Origin of the sequence: Streptomyces sp. NPDC048462 (assembly GCF_043200175.1) — a bacterium.
Classification (GTDB): Bacteria; Actinomycetota; Actinomycetes; order Streptomycetales; family Streptomycetaceae; genus Streptomyces.
Genome location: NZ_JBICXG010000019.1, coordinates 1 through 14,485, shown reverse-complemented (window position 1 = coordinate 14,485; position 14,485 = coordinate 1). Strand labels below are relative to the sequence as shown.

Sequence of the window (14,485 nt, the reverse complement as noted above, 5' to 3'; positions counted from 1 at the left end):
CTCCCCTAGTCCCAGAGTCCCTGGATCCGCATGACGCCCGCGACCAGGCACATCAGGGATCCGATACCGAGCAGCACGATGACGCCCTTGGGCATGCCCTGCTTCGAGAAGGAGTAGACCCCGCCGGCCAGGAAGAGGCCGACCAGGATCAGGATGGTGTTGAGGCCGGTCACAGGGCGCCCTTCGTGGAGGGGAGGATGCCGGCCGCGCGCGGGTCGTGCTCGGCGGCGTAGCGCAGGGCGCGGGCGAGCGCCTTGAACTGGCACTCCACGATGTGGTGGGCGTTGCGCCCGTACGGGACGTGGACGTGCAGGGCGACCTGCGCCTGGGCGACGAAGGATTCCAGGATGTGCCGGGTCATCGTCGTGTCGTACTCGCCGATCATCGGCGCCATGTTCTCGGGCTCGGTGTGCACCAGGTACGGGCGGCCGGAGAGGTCGACGGTGACCTGGGCGAGCGACTCGTCCAGCGGGACGGTGCAGTTGCCGAAGCGGTAGATGCCGACCTTGTCGCCGAGGGCCTGCTTGAAGGCGGCGCCGAGCGCGAGGGCGGTGTCCTCGATGGTGTGGTGCGAGTCGATGTGCAGGTCGCCGTCGGTCTTGACCGTGAGGTCGAACAGTCCGTGGCGGCCGAGCTGGTCGAGCATGTGGTCGTAGAAGCCGACCCCGGTCGCGACCTCGACCTTGCCGGTGCCGTCGAGGTTGATCTCGACGAGCACGGAGGTTTCCTTGGTGGTCCGCTCCACTCTTCCTACACGGGCCTCGCGAGTCATGCGTCGTGCTCCTTCTTGGCGATCTCAGTTACAAGCGTGCGTACCGCATCGAGGAACGCGTCGTTCTCCGCCGGGGTCCCCGCGGAGACCCGCAGCCATCCCGGTACGCCGTTGTCGCGGACCAGGACACCCCGGTCGAGGATGTGCTGCCAGGCGGTGTGGCTGTCGGCGAAGCGGCCGAACTGGACGAAGTTGGCGTCCGAGTCGGTGACGTCGAAGCCGAGCGCGCGCAGCGCGGTGACGATCCGGTCGCGCTCGCTCTTGAGCTGCGCGACGTACCCGAGGAGCGTATCGGTGTGCTCCAGGGCGGCGAGCGCGGTGGCCTGGGTGACGGAGGACAGGTGGTAGGGCAGCCGGACCAGCTGGACGGCGTCCACGACGGCGGGGTCCGCGGCGAGGTAGCCGAGCCGCAGCCCGGCGGCGCCGAACGCCTTGGACATGGTGCGCGAGAGCACCAGCCGGGGGCGGCCCTGGATCAGCGGGAGCAGCGAGGCGTGGTGGCTGAACTCGCCGTACGCCTCGTCGACCACGACCATCGACGGCTTCGCGGCCTGCGCGGCGTCGTACAGCGCGAGGACGGTGCCGGCGTCGACGGCGGTGCCGGTGGGGTTGTTGGGCGAGGTGATGAAGACGACGTCGGGTCGCTCGCGCGCGATGACCGCGCGGGCCGCGTCCACGTCGATGGTGAAGTCCTCGTGGCGCGGCCCGGAGATCCAGCCGGTTCCGGTGCCCCGGGCGATGAGGGCGTGCATGGAGTACGAGGGCTCGAACCCGATCGCGGTGCGCCCCGGGCCGCCGAAGGTCTGCAGCAGCTGCTGGAGCACCTCGTTGGAGCCGTTGGCCGCCCACACGTTGGCGGTCGCGACCTCGTGCCCGGCGGTGCGGGTGAGGTAGCGGGCCAGCTCGGTGCGGAGCTCGACGGCTTCCCGGTCGGGGTAGCGGTTGAGGTCGCGGGCGGCCTCGCGGACCCGTTCGGCGATCCGGTCGACCAGCGCGTCGGGGAGCGGGTACGGATTCTCGTTGGTGTTCAGCCGGACCGGTACGTCGAGCTGCGGCGCGCCGTACGGGGACTGGCCGCGCAGTTCGTCCCGGATCGGGAGGTCGTCGATGCGGGTCGGCGCGGTGCTGCCGGCATCGGTGTTGCGCGTGGTGCTGTCGTTCACTGCTGCGGAACCTTCCAGCCACTGTGCTCGTTCAGTTCGCCTTCGGCGAAACGGGCCTTCAACGCGGCACCGTGGGCGGGGAGGTCCTCGGCCTCCGCGAGCGTCACGACGTGGTGGGTGACCTCGGCCAGGGCGTCGCGGGTGTAGTCGACGATGTGGATGCCGCGCAGGAACGACTGCACGGACAGGCCCGATGAGTGGCAGGCGCAGCCGCCGGTGGGCAGTACGTGGTTGGAGCCGGCGCAGTAGTCGCCGAGCGAGACCGGGGACCAGGGGCCGACGAAGATCGCTCCGGCGTTGCGGACCCGGTCCGCGACGGCGGCGGCGTCGGCGGTCTGGATCTCCAGGTGCTCGGCGCCGTACGCGTCGACGACCTTGAGGCCGTCCTCGATGGAGGAGACCAGGACGATCGCGGACTGGCGGCCGGCCAGGGCGGGCTCGATGCGGTCCTTGACGTGCTTGGAGGCGGCGACCTGGGGAGCCAGCTCGGCCTCGGTTGCGGCGGCGAGCTCCTCGGAGTCCGTCACCAGCACCGCGGCGGCCATCGGGTCGTGCTCGGCCTGGCTGATCAGGTCTGCGGCGACGTGCACCGGGTCGGCGGTGGAGTCCGCGAGGATCGCGATCTCGGTGGGGCCGGCCTCGGCGTCGATGCCGATGCGGCCCTTGAGGAGGCGCTTGGCGGCGGCGACGTAGATGTTGCCGGGGCCGGTGACGAGGTTGACGGGCAGGCAGTCCTCGGTGCCGTACGCGAACATCGCGACGGCCTGGGCACCACCGGCGGCGTACACCTCGTCGACGCCGAGCAGCGCGCAAGCGGCCAGGATCGTCGGGTGCGGCAGGCCGCCGAACTCCTTCTGCGGCGGGGAGGAGACGGCGACGCCCTCGACGCCCGCCTCCTGGGCCGGAACCACGTTCATCACGACGGAGGAGGGATAGACGGAGCGCCCGCCCGGCACGTACAGCCCGACGCGCTCGACCGGCACCCACTTCTCGGTGACGGTGCCGCCGGGGACGACCTGGGTGGTGTGCGTGGTGCGGCGCTGCTCGCGGTGGACGAGGCGGGCGCGGCGGATCGACTCCTCCAGGGCGGCGCGCACGGCGGGGTCGAGCCGCTCCAGTGCCTCGCCGATCGCCTCGGCCGGGACCCGGATCGAGCCGCTCCGCACCCCGTCGAATTTCGCCCCCCAGTCGATCACTGCCGCGGAGCCACGATGGCGTACGTCCTCGCAGATGGGCCGCACCGTCTCCAGGGCGGCTTCCACGTCGAACTCGGCACGGGGCAGCAGGTCGCGCAGGGCGCCGCCCTCGGGGAGGGCATCGCCGCGCAGATCGATTCGAGAGATCACACCGCAATTCTCTCAGACCGCCCCAGAGGCCCGGACGCCCGTATCACTGGCTGATACATGCCCGCGCTGTCACGGCTGACTATTAGCGTTCATTCGGTCACTCAGAGGGAATAACGGGACTACGGACCGACCCTCGATGTGCTGGTCGGCCCAAGGCTCCGAGTGGAAGGGGCGTCGGTGAGCGAACCGCACGACGGGGATTTTCCGGACGGCCTCAGCGCGGCCGAGCTGGGCATGTGGCAGTCATTCAGGAACGGGACCACCTACGATCTGCGCGCCCGTGACGCGGCCCTCAACGATCCGTTCGCCCCGCTCGCCTGGGGCCCGGAGCGCACGGTGGACGCCCGGGTCGTCGCCCGGCTGCTGCTGAGCAGCCCCAAGGCCAGGCCGGGCCGGGTGGCCGCGCTCAAGCTCCGGGGCGTACGGATCACCGGGAAGCTCGATCTCGCGGGCGGCCGCGTCGATCCCTACGTGGAGCTGACCGACTGCCGCTTCGAGCAGGAAGTGGTGCTGCCCGAGTGCCACTTCACGACACTTCGACTGGTCGCGTGCGCGATCCCCCGGCTGGACGCGGCCCGGCTGCACACCGAGGGCGATCTCCACCTGCCGCGCTGCCGGGTCGAGCGCGGCATCCGGCTCACGGACGCGCAGATCGGCACGGATCTGCTGATCAACCAGATCGGCATCGGCCCCGACCGGCAGGGCCGGGCGTTCATCGGCGACGGACTCACGGTCGCCCAGGACCTCCAGGCCGAGATGATCGAGACGCTCGGCGAGCTGAGCCTGCGCGGGGCGAAGGTCGGCGGTTCACTGAGCCTGCGCGGCAGCCGGCTCCGGGCCACGCAGGGGCTCCGCGCGCTGAACGCCCCGCAGCTGAGCGTGGAGCGGACGCTGTACATGAGCGAGGCCTGGGTCAGCGTGGACACCGGGAACCAGGGCAACACGCCCCCGTACGGCATCGTCCTGTCCCCGACGCCCGCGCACGGCACCCGGGCGCAGGTCTTCCGGTGCCGGGGCGGGGTGCGGCTGGACGACGGGCGGTTCGGGGACGCGGTCGACCTGCACAAGGCCGTCTTCGTCCTCATCGGCCACGAGGAGCTGTCGCTGCGCCGGATAGTGACTCCGGAACTGAGGTTCAACCCGGAACGCCCGGCCCAGGGCCGGGTGGTGCTGAACGGGGCGAAGATCGTCACGCTGATCGACGTGTCGACCAGCTGGCCCGGTCCCGGCGGCCTGGCGATGGGCGGGTTCGTGTACGAGAACCTCGTCCCGTACGGGCACTTCCCGCTCTCCCGGCGCCTGGAGTGGGTGGCGGCGGCGACCCCGGAGTACGTGCCGGAGCCGTACGAACGGCTGGCCGCGGTGCTCCGCAGCAGCGGCGAGGACGCGGACGCCCGTGAGGTGCTGCTCGCCAAGCAGCGGCGGCGCCGGGAGACCCTGCCGCCCGCCGCGAAGCTGTGGGGCTACCTGCAGGACTGGACGGTGGCGTACGGCTACCGGCCGGGGCGGGCCGCGGTGTGGATGGCGGTGCTGTGGGCGGCCGGAGCGGTGGCCTTCTCGCAGTACCGGCCGGCGTCGCTCAAGGGCAGTGAGCATCCGGAGTGGAACCCCGCGCTGTACGCGCTGGATCTGCTGGTACCGGTGATCAACCTGGGCCAGGACGGCTACTGGCTGATGGAGGGCGGCTGGCAGTGGGTGGCGGCCGCGCTGATCCTGCTGGGTTGGATACTGGCCACCACCGTCGCGGCCGGCACCTCCCGGCTGCTGCGCCGCAGCTGACCGCCGCGCGCTTCCGCACACCCGGCCCACCTGGCCTCCACCCGCTCCACGAGCGGGTGGAGGGGGCGCCGAAACGCGCCCCTGCCGCCCCGTCCGCACCAGCCGGCCACCGCCCCGCGCACCTGTGGAACGACAGAAACCGGCCAGATTCCGCGATTTCCTTTACCCTTTCTTGGCCATCTGTCGGGCAACCCCTCCACTCGGCACGAAAGTTTCACAGCGCTGCTCTGGCGCCGTCCCGACCAGCGCTTTTCAATGGTCTGCACCATGCCTTTCCTCCGTGCTCTGCTCCGTACCGCACGCATGGTCCGGCACACCCCGGAACTGTCGGCCGGGTTGCCCGCGGACCATGCGGTGATGCTCGACGCCCCCGACGAGAGGCTGTCGCCCGCGCTGGTCGCCGCCGCACTCGGGGAGCACGAACCGGCCGCGAAACTGCTGGCCACCACCCGGGACGCGGGCGAGTGGGAGAGCCGGGACCGCTACCTGAAGCGGCTCGTGGCCTTCGCCCGCAGCCGGGACGGGTGGCTGGGCGACTGGCTGGCCGTCGCCCCGCACGACCCCGACGCGCTGCTCGTCAAGGCCCAGCTCGCCCTGTTGCGCGCCTGGGAGTCGCCCGCCCGCGCGGAGCAGCTGCGCGAGGTGGGACCGATGATCACGGCCGCCGCGGAGTGCGATCCGCGTGATCCGGTGCCCTGGCGCCTCGCGCTCGACCACGCGCGCGGCACCCGTGCCACGCACACCACGTTCGAGGCCCTGTGGGAGCAGGCCATACAGCGCTCCACGCACCACTACGGCTGCCACGTCGCCGCCCTGCAGTACCTCTCCGCCGCCTGGTACGGCTCGCACCGCGAGTGCTTCGACTTCGCCGAGCGGGCCGCCGAGGACTCGCTGCCCAGTTCCCTGGTGCAGGCGCTGCCGCTGCGGGCGGCCTTCGCGGTGCTGACCGAGGGACCGGACGTGCGGACCACCTCGGTACAGGTGGAGCGGATCGACCGGGCGGCGGATCTGGCGATCTCGCTCTCCGCCACGTTCGCCCCGGGCGACCCGTGGCCGGCCGAGGTCCGCAATCTGCTCGCGTACGTGCTGGTCACGCGGGGCCGGTGGGACGAGGCGCTGGAACAGTTCCGGCAGATCGGACCCCACGCGGCGTCGTTCCCGTGGTCCTCGGTGTCCGACGATCCGCTCGGCCGTTTCCTCGACGCACGCGACGGCGCCCGGCTCCAGGTGGCGTCTGTGACGCCCTTGCGACACCGGGCCGACCGAGGACGGACGCGCGGCCATTACGCTTGACCGTTGTGACCACCGCTCGCCTGCCTCTGTTCCCGCTGAACGCGGTGCTGTTCCCCGGCCTCGTGCTGCCGCTGAACGTCTTCGAGGAGCGTTATCGCGCCATGATGCGCGAACTGCTGAAGACCGATGAGGACGAACCGCGCCGCTTCGCCGTGGTCGCCATCCGCGACGGCCGCGAGACCGCCCCGACGGGCACCGGGATGCCGGACCCCGGGCGCGTTCCCGTCGAGCGCGGTCCGGCGGACGGCTTCGGCCCCGATCCCGTCCAGACCTTCCACCGGGTGGGCTGTATCGCCGACGCGGCGAAGATCCGGGAGCGGCCGGACGGCAGCTTCGAGGTCCTGGCCACCGGCACCACCCGGGTCCGGCTGCTCTCGGTGGACGCGAGCGGCCCGTATCTGATGGCCGAGCTCGAAGAGCTGGAGGAGGATCCGGGCGAGGACGCCGGCGCGCTCGCCGAGGGTGTCCTGCGGGCTTTCCGGAGCTACCAGAAGCGGCTGGCGGGCGCGAGCGAACGCTCCCTCACCACCGGCGCGGACCTCCCCGACGACCCGTCCGTCATCTCGTACCTGGTCGCCGCCGCGGCCGTACTGGACATCCCCGCCAAGCAGCGGCTGCTGCAGGCCCCGGACACCGCGACCCGGCTCCGCGAGGAGCTGACGCTGCTGCGTTCCGAGACGGCCGTCATCCGGCACCTGCCGTCGCTGCCCTCGGTCGAGCTGACCCGCGCCCCGACCTACCCCAACTGAGCGACCGGAGGGCCACTCCCCCGTGGCGAAGAAGCCGAAGAAGCAGCCTCAGTCCGGCTCCACCCCCGCCACAGTCGCGCTGACCGCGGCCGGCACGGTCTTCACCGTGCACGCCTACGAGCACGACCCGGCCGCCGCCTCCTACGGCGGGGAGGCGGCCGAGGCGCTCGGCGTCTCCCCCGGCCGCGTGTTCAAGACCCTGGTGGCCGACGTGGACGGCCACCTGACGGTCGCGGTCGTCCCGGTCACCGGTTCCCTGGACCTGAAGGCCCTCGCGACGGCCGCGGGCGGCAAGCGGGCCACCATGGCCGACCCGGCGGCGGCGGAGCGCACCACGGGCTACGTCCTGGGCGGCATCTCCCCGCTGGGCCAGCGCAAGCGGCTGCCCACGGTGCTGGACGCGTCGGCGCGGGCCCACACCACGATCTGCGTCTCGGCGGGCCGCCGCGGCCTCGAGGTCGAACTGTCCCCCGCGGACCTGGCATCACTGACGGACGCGGTGTTCGCGCCGATCGGCCGGGGCGCGTAGGAGCGCTGCCTCCCGGGCGAACCGGTTCCGTCCTCAATCGCCGGACGGGCTGGAATCCGCCGGGCGCCCCGCCCATTCCGCCGGTCCGGCCAGAACAAGGGCGGCACATCAAGCCCGTCCGGCGATTGAGGACCGGGGGTCCGGGGGCAGCGCCCCGGCCCGCTAGGTCCCCGCAGGCGGCTCGGGCGAAGACGGCGGCTCGGGCGAGTGCGGCCCGGAAGACGGCGCGGGCCCGGAGGCCGGCGAGGACCCGGAAGACGGCGCGGGCGTGGGCGACGGTCCCGCCCCGTAGACCGGCGCGCCCCCCGGCCCGTGGTAGACCCCCCACTCCGGCTCCGGGTCACGCGGCCCGAACATGGCCGTCATCCCCAGATGCACGGCCATCGCCGCCAGCGACCACGCCAGCAACGCCCCCTTCGCGTGCAGTTCGAGCGGCGCGTCGAAGATCACGCCCTTGCCGACCTCGCGCGCGTGGGCGACGACATCATCGGTCGGCCCGAGCCGGGTCCCGAGCTGCCACGCCAGGACCGAGCCGAGCATGCCGCCCACCGCGAGGCCCACGACTAGCGCGATCCCGCCCCGCCGGTGGAAGAGGAAGGCGAAGACCGCACAGACCGCGCCGAACGCAAGCGCGAGCAGCGCAAACGCTCCGTCGGCCCCGATCGCCTCCTCGCCCTCGCTGTCGCTCAGGAAGACGGCGGTGTTGTCGGAGATCAGCGGCACCCGGGGCGCCAGCCACAGCCACAGCAGCCCGAGCGCGACCCCGGCGACCGTCACGGCCGCGCAGACGATCCCGGCCCGGCGCAGATCCGTACGGAGGTCCCGCTCCTGCGGTGACTCCAGCAGGTTCCTGGGATGGGAGCCGCCGGGTCCGCCCCTCTTCTGCGGCGTCTGCCACGGCTCGTGGGGGGAAGGCTGGTGCGGCGGCGTCAGAGGTGCTGTCACCGTGCCATCGTGCCAGGCGTCGCTGTGCCGCGCCTCACCGGACCGCTGCCCTGCGGTACGCCCAGGTCGCCACCGCCAGCGAGAGCACGCCCACGACGGCGCAGACGGCCAGGTCGAGGGTGACGACGGCCCAGTCGGGGTGGGCGTCGAAGGAGCGGGCGAGCGCCTCGACCCCGTAGGTGGAAGGCAGCAGGTCGCGCGCCCAGCCGATCGGCTCCGGCAGCCGGTTCGCCGGGAGGACGCCCAGCAGCAGGGCCGCGGACATGCCCAGCTGGCCCAGGAGCGTGGCCAGCTCCTGCCGGGGCGCGAGCAGCCCGAGTGCGGCGCCGAGTCCCGAGAGGGCCGCGCCGGAGAGCGGGATGACCGCGACGAGCACCCACAGGTGGGTCATCGGCAGCCCGAAGAGCACGCTGCCCGCCACCGCCGTGACGACCGTGCCGGGCACGGTGAAGGAGGCGTACGCCCCGGCCGCCCCGAGCACCACGGCGGCGGGCGGCACGGGCAGGGTCGCGTAGTGGTCGAGTCCCCCGTTGGCCCGGAGCTGCCCGAAGTACTGGGCGAGCAGGTTCAGCGCGACGAAGGCGACGACCAGGACGCTGGACCCGGCCACGACGGCCCGCGCCTCGGAGCCGCCGTCGACGACCCCGCGCATCAGGATCATGATCCCGACGGACTGGAAGGTCGCCACGAAGAGCAAGGGGATACGGGCGACCCTGGCCCGGGAGAGCTGGGCCCGGTAGACCGCCGCGAGCGAGGGGAAGAGCCGGGCCCTCGGGGCGAGCTCGGCGGCCCGGGTGCTCCGGCCGTCGTCGAGACCGCCCCGGCCGGTGCTGTCCGAGGGCCCGGAGTGTGCCGGCCGCCCGGACTGCCCGGACACCGCCTCCGTACGAACGATGCTCGTCACCTGGCGCTGCTCCTGTTCGGTCCCTGCCCGGCCGCACGCGTCGCGGTCATGACTTCACCAGCCCCTTGGTCGCGCCCCCGCCGAGCGCCAGATAGACATCCTCCAGGCTGGGCGTCGCCAGGGTGAAGTCGTCGAGCGCGGCGAAGGCCGCCCCGCCGGTCACGGCGGCGACCGCCGCCCGCGCCTCGTCGGGCCCCAGCCGCAGCACCCAGCGGCGCCCGGACTCCTGCGCGGACGCCCGCAGCGCCGCGACCTCGGGCACCTCCAGCGGTGCCCGCTCGCGCCACACCAGCTCCACCCTGACCTCGCCGGCGACCTGCTCCTTGAGCCCGGCCGGGGTGTCGCAGGCGATGACCTTGCCCCGGTCGATGACGGCGACCCGGTCCAGCACGGTCTCGGCCTCGATGACGTTGTGGGTGACCAGCAGCACGGTCGCACCGCGCTCGGCCCGCCGCCGGTCGACGGCAGCCCAGACGGCGCGCCGGGCGACGGGGTCCATGCCGGTGGTCGGCTCGTCGAGGATGAGCACCGGCCGCTCCCCGACCAGCGCGGCCGCGAAGCAGGCGAGCCGCCGCTGCCCGCCGGAGAGCTTCTTCAGCGGCCGGCCGGCGAGTTCGCCGAGGCCGAGTTCGTCGAGTACGGCATCGCGCTCGGCACGGGCGTCCCGTACCGGCAGTCCGCGCAGCCGCCCGGTGGTCTCGGCGGCGAGCGCCACGGTCAGCTCGTCCAGCGCGGTCGACTCCTGGCCGAGGTAGCCGATCAGCCGGGACGCCCGCTCGGGGTGGCGCACGAGGTCGTGGCCGAGCATGTCGACGCTGCCGGAGTCGGGCCGCATCAGCCCGGTGAGCTGCCGTACGAGGGTGGACTTGCCGGCGCCGTTGGGCCCGAGCAGTCCGAAGATCTCACCGCGCCGGACGTCCAGGCTGATGCCGTCGGTGGCGCGTACCTCGGGAGTGGCGGGCGTACCGCGCCGTCCCCGGGCAGCGGGGTAGGTCTTGACCAGGTCCCGCACCGCGCACACGGTGCCGCTCGCCGTCTGCGCCTGTGCTGTGCCCGTACTCACGAGGTACGAGAGTACGGGGTCCGGGCGCCCTCATGACGCCCGGGGCTTTCCGCACATCTACAGTCGGTGCCGCATCTCCTCGCGCGGCGTCACGACCCTCAGGCGGTCAGGCCGGTCCGAAGTCCACCGGCCCCCTTCGTGCTCCGGCCGCAGAACCCACACGGTGCCGCCCCGTACGTCGGTGACGATGCCGAGCCGCCGGGCATCCTCGTCACGGATCAAGTCGCCCACCCAGGGGCTTCGCGCGGTCATCCCCGCCCCTCGCGGTGCAGCTCCGCCCACACCCGTTTACCCCACGGCAGCGGCTCGGTTCCCCAGCTGCCGGCCAACGTCGCCACCAGCAGAAGACCGCGCCCGTGCTCACCCATAGGTGCTCGGTGCGTCGGCGGCACACGCGAGAAGTCGACGACACCGACGCACACGCGTGCCGCGCCGCGGCGGTCGACACCGACCCGGATGGACTGCCTCCGGGCGTGCTGGACGGCGTTGGACACCAGCTCGGAGACGATCAGGGCGCCGTCGTCGGCCAGGTCGTCCAGGCCCCACACGTCCAGGGCCAACCGCACCAGGCGCCGGGCTCTCGCGGCGCTCCGTGGCTCGCGTGGCATTGTCTCGCTGTAGCCCGGGGATCCGGTCGGGCGTGCCCGCGTCGCCGGCTGTGGCATGTATGCGCTCCTCGAAGCGTCGGCCATGCCCCCGGCCGTTCGGTGGTTCGCGCGGTGCGGGGGTCTGTCGTGCCAAGACTCTCGGCCCCCGTCACCCCGCCACAGGGACGGAGCGTCCTACTTTCGCCACGCTATTCGGTGACACCCAGGAACTCCGCCAACGGCCGGAGCCCCGGCGGGTGGTTGGGCAGCGCCCAGAGGTCACGCACGATGGCCACCGCCAGCGTGTGGTGCTGCATCCACGTGGGTGCCACCCGGCGCAGGGACTCCAGGGTCTTCACCGCTCCGGCGGCGTCCCCGATGTCCGTGTGGGCACGTGAGACGTCCAGCAGCAGCCACGTCCGCCAGGACGGCGGGGTGTCCTGGCTCAACCGCATGCCCTTGGCCAGCTGCAGGGCGTCCTCGGGGTGACCGTACTGGACGGCCAGGCGGACCCTCTCGATACGGACGGACGAAGGGCTGAAGACGCTCACCATGCGGTTGTCGCCGCTGTCCGACAGCTTGGAGACCCGGGCGGCTTCCCTCTCCGCCGCCTCCATCATCGCCGCCGCCCGCTCGTAGTCACCGCTCCGGGCGGCTGACGTGGCAGCGCTCATCATCAGCGCGCCCCACACCTTCAGGCCGTCGGCTGTCGATGCGTGGCCCGCGTTCTTCATGTCGTCGGCGGCGCGCAGCGCGACGCTCAGCGCGTCGTCCAGGCGCCCCTGCCGCTGGTAGGTCCACGCGGTGGAGTTGACGATCATCGGCAGGAGCAGCGGGTCCGAGGACTGCTCCGCCGCCTCCACCGCGCGCTCCAGACTCGTCAGGGCGAGATCCGTCTTGCCCATCCGCACGGCGACGTGCCCGGCGAGCTGGAGCGCCTTGCCCCGGGCCGCGAACCCGGCCCTGCGGTCCTCGTCGTTGTCCGAAACCGTGGCGGTACGCGCATCCGCGAGCATGTCCGGCAGCGCCTTCATCACGGTGTCGAACTCGGCGGCGTGGTACTGCGTCCAGCCGTCCGCGATCTGCTCGCGAAGACGGTCCAGCGAGAAGTCGGGCCCCGGCGGCTCCGGTTCGGGTGCCCGGAGCACGGGCATGATGGCGCGGCGCACGGCCACGAAACGCGGCCCGTCACTCTCTCCCGTGGCGGCGACCGCGGGCGGGTCCCCCAGGAGCGTGGTCAGCTCCACACCCAGACCGTTCGCCAGCGCGTGCAGTGTGGGGAGGCGAGCGGAGTGCTTCCGTCCCTGTTCGAGCTGCCGGATCACATCGACGGACACGCCGGATCTCTCGGCCAGTTCCTCCTGCGTCAGGGAGGCAAGACGGCGCAAGCGCCGCAGCGTTCTACCCAGGTCTTCGTCTGCCACGCTGCCACGGTACGCCGCCCCACACCGCCCTCGGTCCGGCCCCGGATGCGCTCTCAGTCCCCCGCCGGTGCCGGTTTCTCCGGGCGTGCCGCCGGCGGCGCGGGCTTCTCCGGGAGTGGCGGGGCGTGCTCCGCGGCCGCGCGTACGTCGATCTCGCGCCAGAAGCCCGCCCGGATCGCGTACCGGTCGTGCTCGTCGATCTGGTCGTCCTTGTGCGCGAGGAGGCCGAACCGGGCGGCGTACCGGAGCAGTTCGCCGTCGATGCGGTGCGGGACGCGAGGGTACATGGTGGACAGCTTCTGGAGGTGGACGGTCTCCGGCAGCCGTTCCATCCAGCGCCGGGCGAAGACCTGGCCCACCTCGAACGGGTCGCCGCCCACCGTCGTGATGTCCTCCTCGCGGTCCGCCCAGCGCTGTTCGGCGCTGGTGATCTGGGCCAGCGTCGGGAGGGACGCGGTTTCCGGGGGTTCGCCGAGGGGGCCGCCGCGCTCCACCCAGCCCCGGTCCGAGGACCAGCGAAGGGTGGCGTTGGCGGGCGGCGGGGCGGGGTGCTGGGCGGGCTGGGCGCCGGGGCCGCGCAGAGTGCCGGCGAGGTCCTTGGGGGTCGGGACGCCGCGGCCGGGGTGGCTGTGCGGGGTGTGCGCGGAGGATTCGTCGGAGGGCCCCGGAGCGCCGTCGCGGGCGGCCTCGGCCTGGGCCTCCGCGGCCCGCTCGGCGGAGGCCGCGAGGGCCGCCTCGGGCAGTGGGGCGGAGAGGATCGCGGCGATCTCCGCGTTGCGGGCGACGGGCGACGGGGCGCACGGGCCGCCGGTCTCCTTGGCGCGTACCGCGCGGGTGATCCAGGCCCGGTCGAGCACGCGCCGCTCGTCGGCCTCGGCGACGAGGTCCTCGGACTGGTTGTAGTCGCCGTCGGCGGCCTGGACCGCCCAGAGGTGGACGGCCACGCCGTGTTCCTTGGCGGACATCAGGCCGGGCAGCAGATCGCCGTCGCCGGTCACCAGGACCACGTCGGAGCAGGCGCGGTTCCTGGCGAGCTCGGTGAGCTCGGCGTGCATCGCCGCGTCGACCCCCTTCTGCGCCCAGCGCCCGTCACTGCGGGTGAGGGCTCCCAGGCGCACCGTCACCCGGGGCATGACGCGCAGCCTGCGGTGCTCGGGCTGCGGTACGCGGTCGGGGGCCCCGTCGAACCAGTAGATCCGCAGCAGCGGCTGCTCCGTATCGGCCTCCGCGCGCTCCCTCAGCCCCTGGATCAGGGCCGCGTGGTCGACGGTGATGCGGGAACGGGCGGGCTCTCCGGCCAGCAGGCTCGCGGCCGCGCCCAGCAGGTATCCGGCGTCCACCAGGACGACGCAACGGTCCACGCGTTCCACCCTCTTCCAGGAATTCGGGAACGGGTCCACTCAGGTCAGGGGTTTCCTTCGAGTCTGCCCGACCGCGCGGGGGTTAACGGCCGGAACTGGATCATCGGCGTGGCGGATCCGGAAAAGGGCGCATCATACCCCCTCGCTACGCACGGTAATGATCCAACATGCGATGTTTATCCGATTATGTGAATCTGACATCGGTCCTGGCCCCGAGAGTCCCCCCAAGGAGGAACACCATGGCCAAGAACAAGAACCGCAAGCAGGGCAGCCCGCAGGAGCGCGCTACCGAGTCGGAGCGCGGTGCGCAGGAGGCACGGTCCACGGCTTTCGAGTCGCAGAACCAGCCTCAGGCCCAGTCCCAGGGCAGCCCTGCCGATGTTGCGCGTAAGCATCAGCGGCGCTTCGGCCACAACTGACCGGACTTCTCCGGTACGGCCACCGGCCGGTAGCCGAGAGGGGCGCACCCGCTGTGCGGATGCTGTTGGCGAATGCCCCTTCGTTCCGCCCCATCGGATTTATCCGGTGGGGCGGAGTGCTGCGAAGTGTGAGGTGCGTGTTGGGGCGAGT

General features: G+C 72.6%; 16 protein-coding genes. 5 read left to right on the top strand and 11 right to left on the bottom strand.

Translation table 11 applies throughout. From position 1 onward, the window contains the following. Positions 1 to 5 precede the first annotated feature (5 nt). The 4 genes from ACGFU6_RS27210 to hisD are packed head-to-tail and all read right to left on the bottom strand — an operon-like array spanning position 6 to position 3,281. Positions 6 to 173, bottom strand: a complete 168-nt coding sequence (locus tag ACGFU6_RS27210; protein WP_185092396.1) for a hypothetical protein — start codon at positions 171 to 173, stop codon at positions 6 to 8. Next, positions 170 to 772 carry an imidazoleglycerol-phosphate dehydratase HisB gene (gene hisB / locus ACGFU6_RS27205; protein ID WP_393614601.1) on the bottom strand — a complete coding sequence of 201 codons (603 nt, stop codon included), beginning with the start codon at positions 770 to 772 and terminating at the stop codon, positions 170 to 172. Before hisB ends, ACGFU6_RS27210 begins: the two co-directional genes overlap by 4 nt. After that, positions 769 to 1,935, bottom strand: a complete 1,167-nt coding sequence (locus ACGFU6_RS27200) for a histidinol-phosphate transaminase (protein ID WP_393614599.1) — start codon at positions 1,933 to 1,935, stop codon at positions 769 to 771. The genes hisB and ACGFU6_RS27200 overlap by 4 nt, the downstream gene beginning before the upstream one ends. Further along, the gene (hisD, locus tag ACGFU6_RS27195) at positions 1,932 to 3,281 is read right to left on the bottom strand and encodes a histidinol dehydrogenase (protein ID WP_393614598.1); all 1,350 of its coding nucleotides are present in this window, start codon (positions 3,279 to 3,281) and stop codon (positions 1,932 to 1,934) included. Before hisD ends, ACGFU6_RS27200 begins: the two co-directional genes overlap by 4 nt. 177 nt (positions 3,282 to 3,458) lie before the next feature. Between hisD and ACGFU6_RS27190 the strand changes: the two genes are divergently transcribed. The 4 genes from ACGFU6_RS27190 (at position 3,459) to ybaK (ending at position 7,631) form a co-directional block, all read left to right on the top strand. After that, positions 3,459 to 5,060, top strand: coding sequence for an oxidoreductase (locus ACGFU6_RS27190; protein ID WP_393614596.1), 1,602 nt, complete (start codon positions 3,459 to 3,461; stop codon positions 5,058 to 5,060). A 255-nt stretch (positions 5,061 to 5,315) separates the two neighbouring features. Beyond that, positions 5,316 to 6,353, top strand: coding sequence for a hypothetical protein (locus ACGFU6_RS27185; protein WP_393614595.1), 1,038 nt, complete (start codon positions 5,316 to 5,318; stop codon positions 6,351 to 6,353). A gap of 5 nt (positions 6,354 to 6,358) precedes the next feature. Continuing rightward, on the top strand, positions 6,359 to 7,102 hold the full coding sequence (locus tag ACGFU6_RS27180; RefSeq protein WP_393614594.1) for an LON peptidase substrate-binding domain-containing protein: 744 nt from the start codon (positions 6,359 to 6,361) through the stop codon (positions 7,100 to 7,102). Between the two features lie 22 nt (positions 7,103 to 7,124). Then, the gene (ybaK, locus tag ACGFU6_RS27175) at positions 7,125 to 7,631 is read left to right on the top strand and encodes a Cys-tRNA(Pro) deacylase (RefSeq protein ID WP_393614592.1); all 507 of its coding nucleotides are present in this window, start codon (positions 7,125 to 7,127) and stop codon (positions 7,629 to 7,631) included. 162 nt (positions 7,632 to 7,793) lie between these two features. Here the strand turns inward: ybaK and ACGFU6_RS27170 are convergent, their stop codons facing one another. The 7 genes from ACGFU6_RS27170 to ACGFU6_RS27140 all read right to left on the bottom strand — a co-directional run bounded on the left by ACGFU6_RS27170 (position 7,794) and on the right by ACGFU6_RS27140 (position 13,924). Next, complete coding sequence (locus tag ACGFU6_RS27170) at positions 7,794 to 8,576, bottom strand: ABC transporter permease (protein WP_393614591.1); 783 nt, start codon at positions 8,574 to 8,576, stop codon at positions 7,794 to 7,796. A gap of 34 nt (positions 8,577 to 8,610) precedes the next feature. Then, positions 8,611 to 9,480, bottom strand: a complete 870-nt coding sequence (locus tag ACGFU6_RS27165; protein ID WP_393614589.1) for an ABC transporter permease — start codon at positions 9,478 to 9,480, stop codon at positions 8,611 to 8,613. Positions 9,481 to 9,526: 46 nt separating this feature from the next. Beyond that, a complete protein-coding gene (locus tag ACGFU6_RS27160) occupies positions 9,527 to 10,501 on the bottom strand; it encodes an ABC transporter ATP-binding protein (protein ID WP_393614778.1) in 975 nt (324 codons plus the stop codon). A 99-nt stretch (positions 10,502 to 10,600) separates the two neighbouring features. Next, a complete protein-coding gene (locus ACGFU6_RS27155; RefSeq protein ID WP_393614588.1) occupies positions 10,601 to 10,795 on the bottom strand; it encodes a hypothetical protein in 195 nt (64 codons plus the stop codon). Further along, positions 10,792 to 11,151: an ATP-binding protein gene (locus tag ACGFU6_RS27150; protein ID WP_393614587.1), complete on the bottom strand. Its 360-nt coding sequence runs from the start codon at positions 11,149 to 11,151 to the stop codon at positions 10,792 to 10,794. Before ACGFU6_RS27150 ends, ACGFU6_RS27155 begins: the two co-directional genes overlap by 4 nt. Before the next feature lie 188 nt (positions 11,152 to 11,339). Next, a complete protein-coding gene (locus ACGFU6_RS27145; protein ID WP_393614585.1) occupies positions 11,340 to 12,554 on the bottom strand; it encodes a helix-turn-helix domain-containing protein in 1,215 nt (404 codons plus the stop codon). Between the two features lie 53 nt (positions 12,555 to 12,607). Beyond that, positions 12,608 to 13,924 carry an NYN domain-containing protein gene (locus tag ACGFU6_RS27140; RefSeq protein WP_393614584.1) on the bottom strand — a complete coding sequence of 439 codons (1,317 nt, stop codon included), beginning with the start codon at positions 13,922 to 13,924 and terminating at the stop codon, positions 12,608 to 12,610. Positions 13,925 to 14,154: 230 nt separating this feature from the next. Here ACGFU6_RS27140 and ACGFU6_RS27135 point away from each other — a divergent pair, with 230 nt between their 5' ends. Then, on the top strand, positions 14,155 to 14,334 hold the full coding sequence (locus ACGFU6_RS27135) for a hypothetical protein (RefSeq protein ID WP_393614582.1): 180 nt from the start codon (positions 14,155 to 14,157) through the stop codon (positions 14,332 to 14,334). Positions 14,335 to 14,485 lie beyond the last annotated feature (151 nt).

Bases quoted from the DNA above. Each gene is read 5' to 3' on its own strand.
- hisB (WP_393614601.1), bottom strand. From the start codon at position 772: ATGACTCGCGAGGCCCGTGTAGGAAGAGTGGAGCGGACCACCAAGGAA.
- ACGFU6_RS27185 (WP_393614595.1), top strand. From the start codon at position 5,316: ATGGTCTGCACCATGCCTTTCCTCCGTGCTCTGCTCCGTACCGCACGC.
- ACGFU6_RS27150 (WP_393614587.1), bottom strand. From the start codon at position 11,151: ATGCCACGCGAGCCACGGAGCGCCGCGAGAGCCCGGCGCCTGGTGCGG.
- ACGFU6_RS27155 (WP_393614588.1), bottom strand. From the start codon at position 10,795: ATGACCGCGCGAAGCCCCTGGGTGGGCGACTTGATCCGTGACGAGGAT.
- ACGFU6_RS27135 (WP_393614582.1), top strand. From the start codon at position 14,155: ATGGCCAAGAACAAGAACCGCAAGCAGGGCAGCCCGCAGGAGCGCGCT.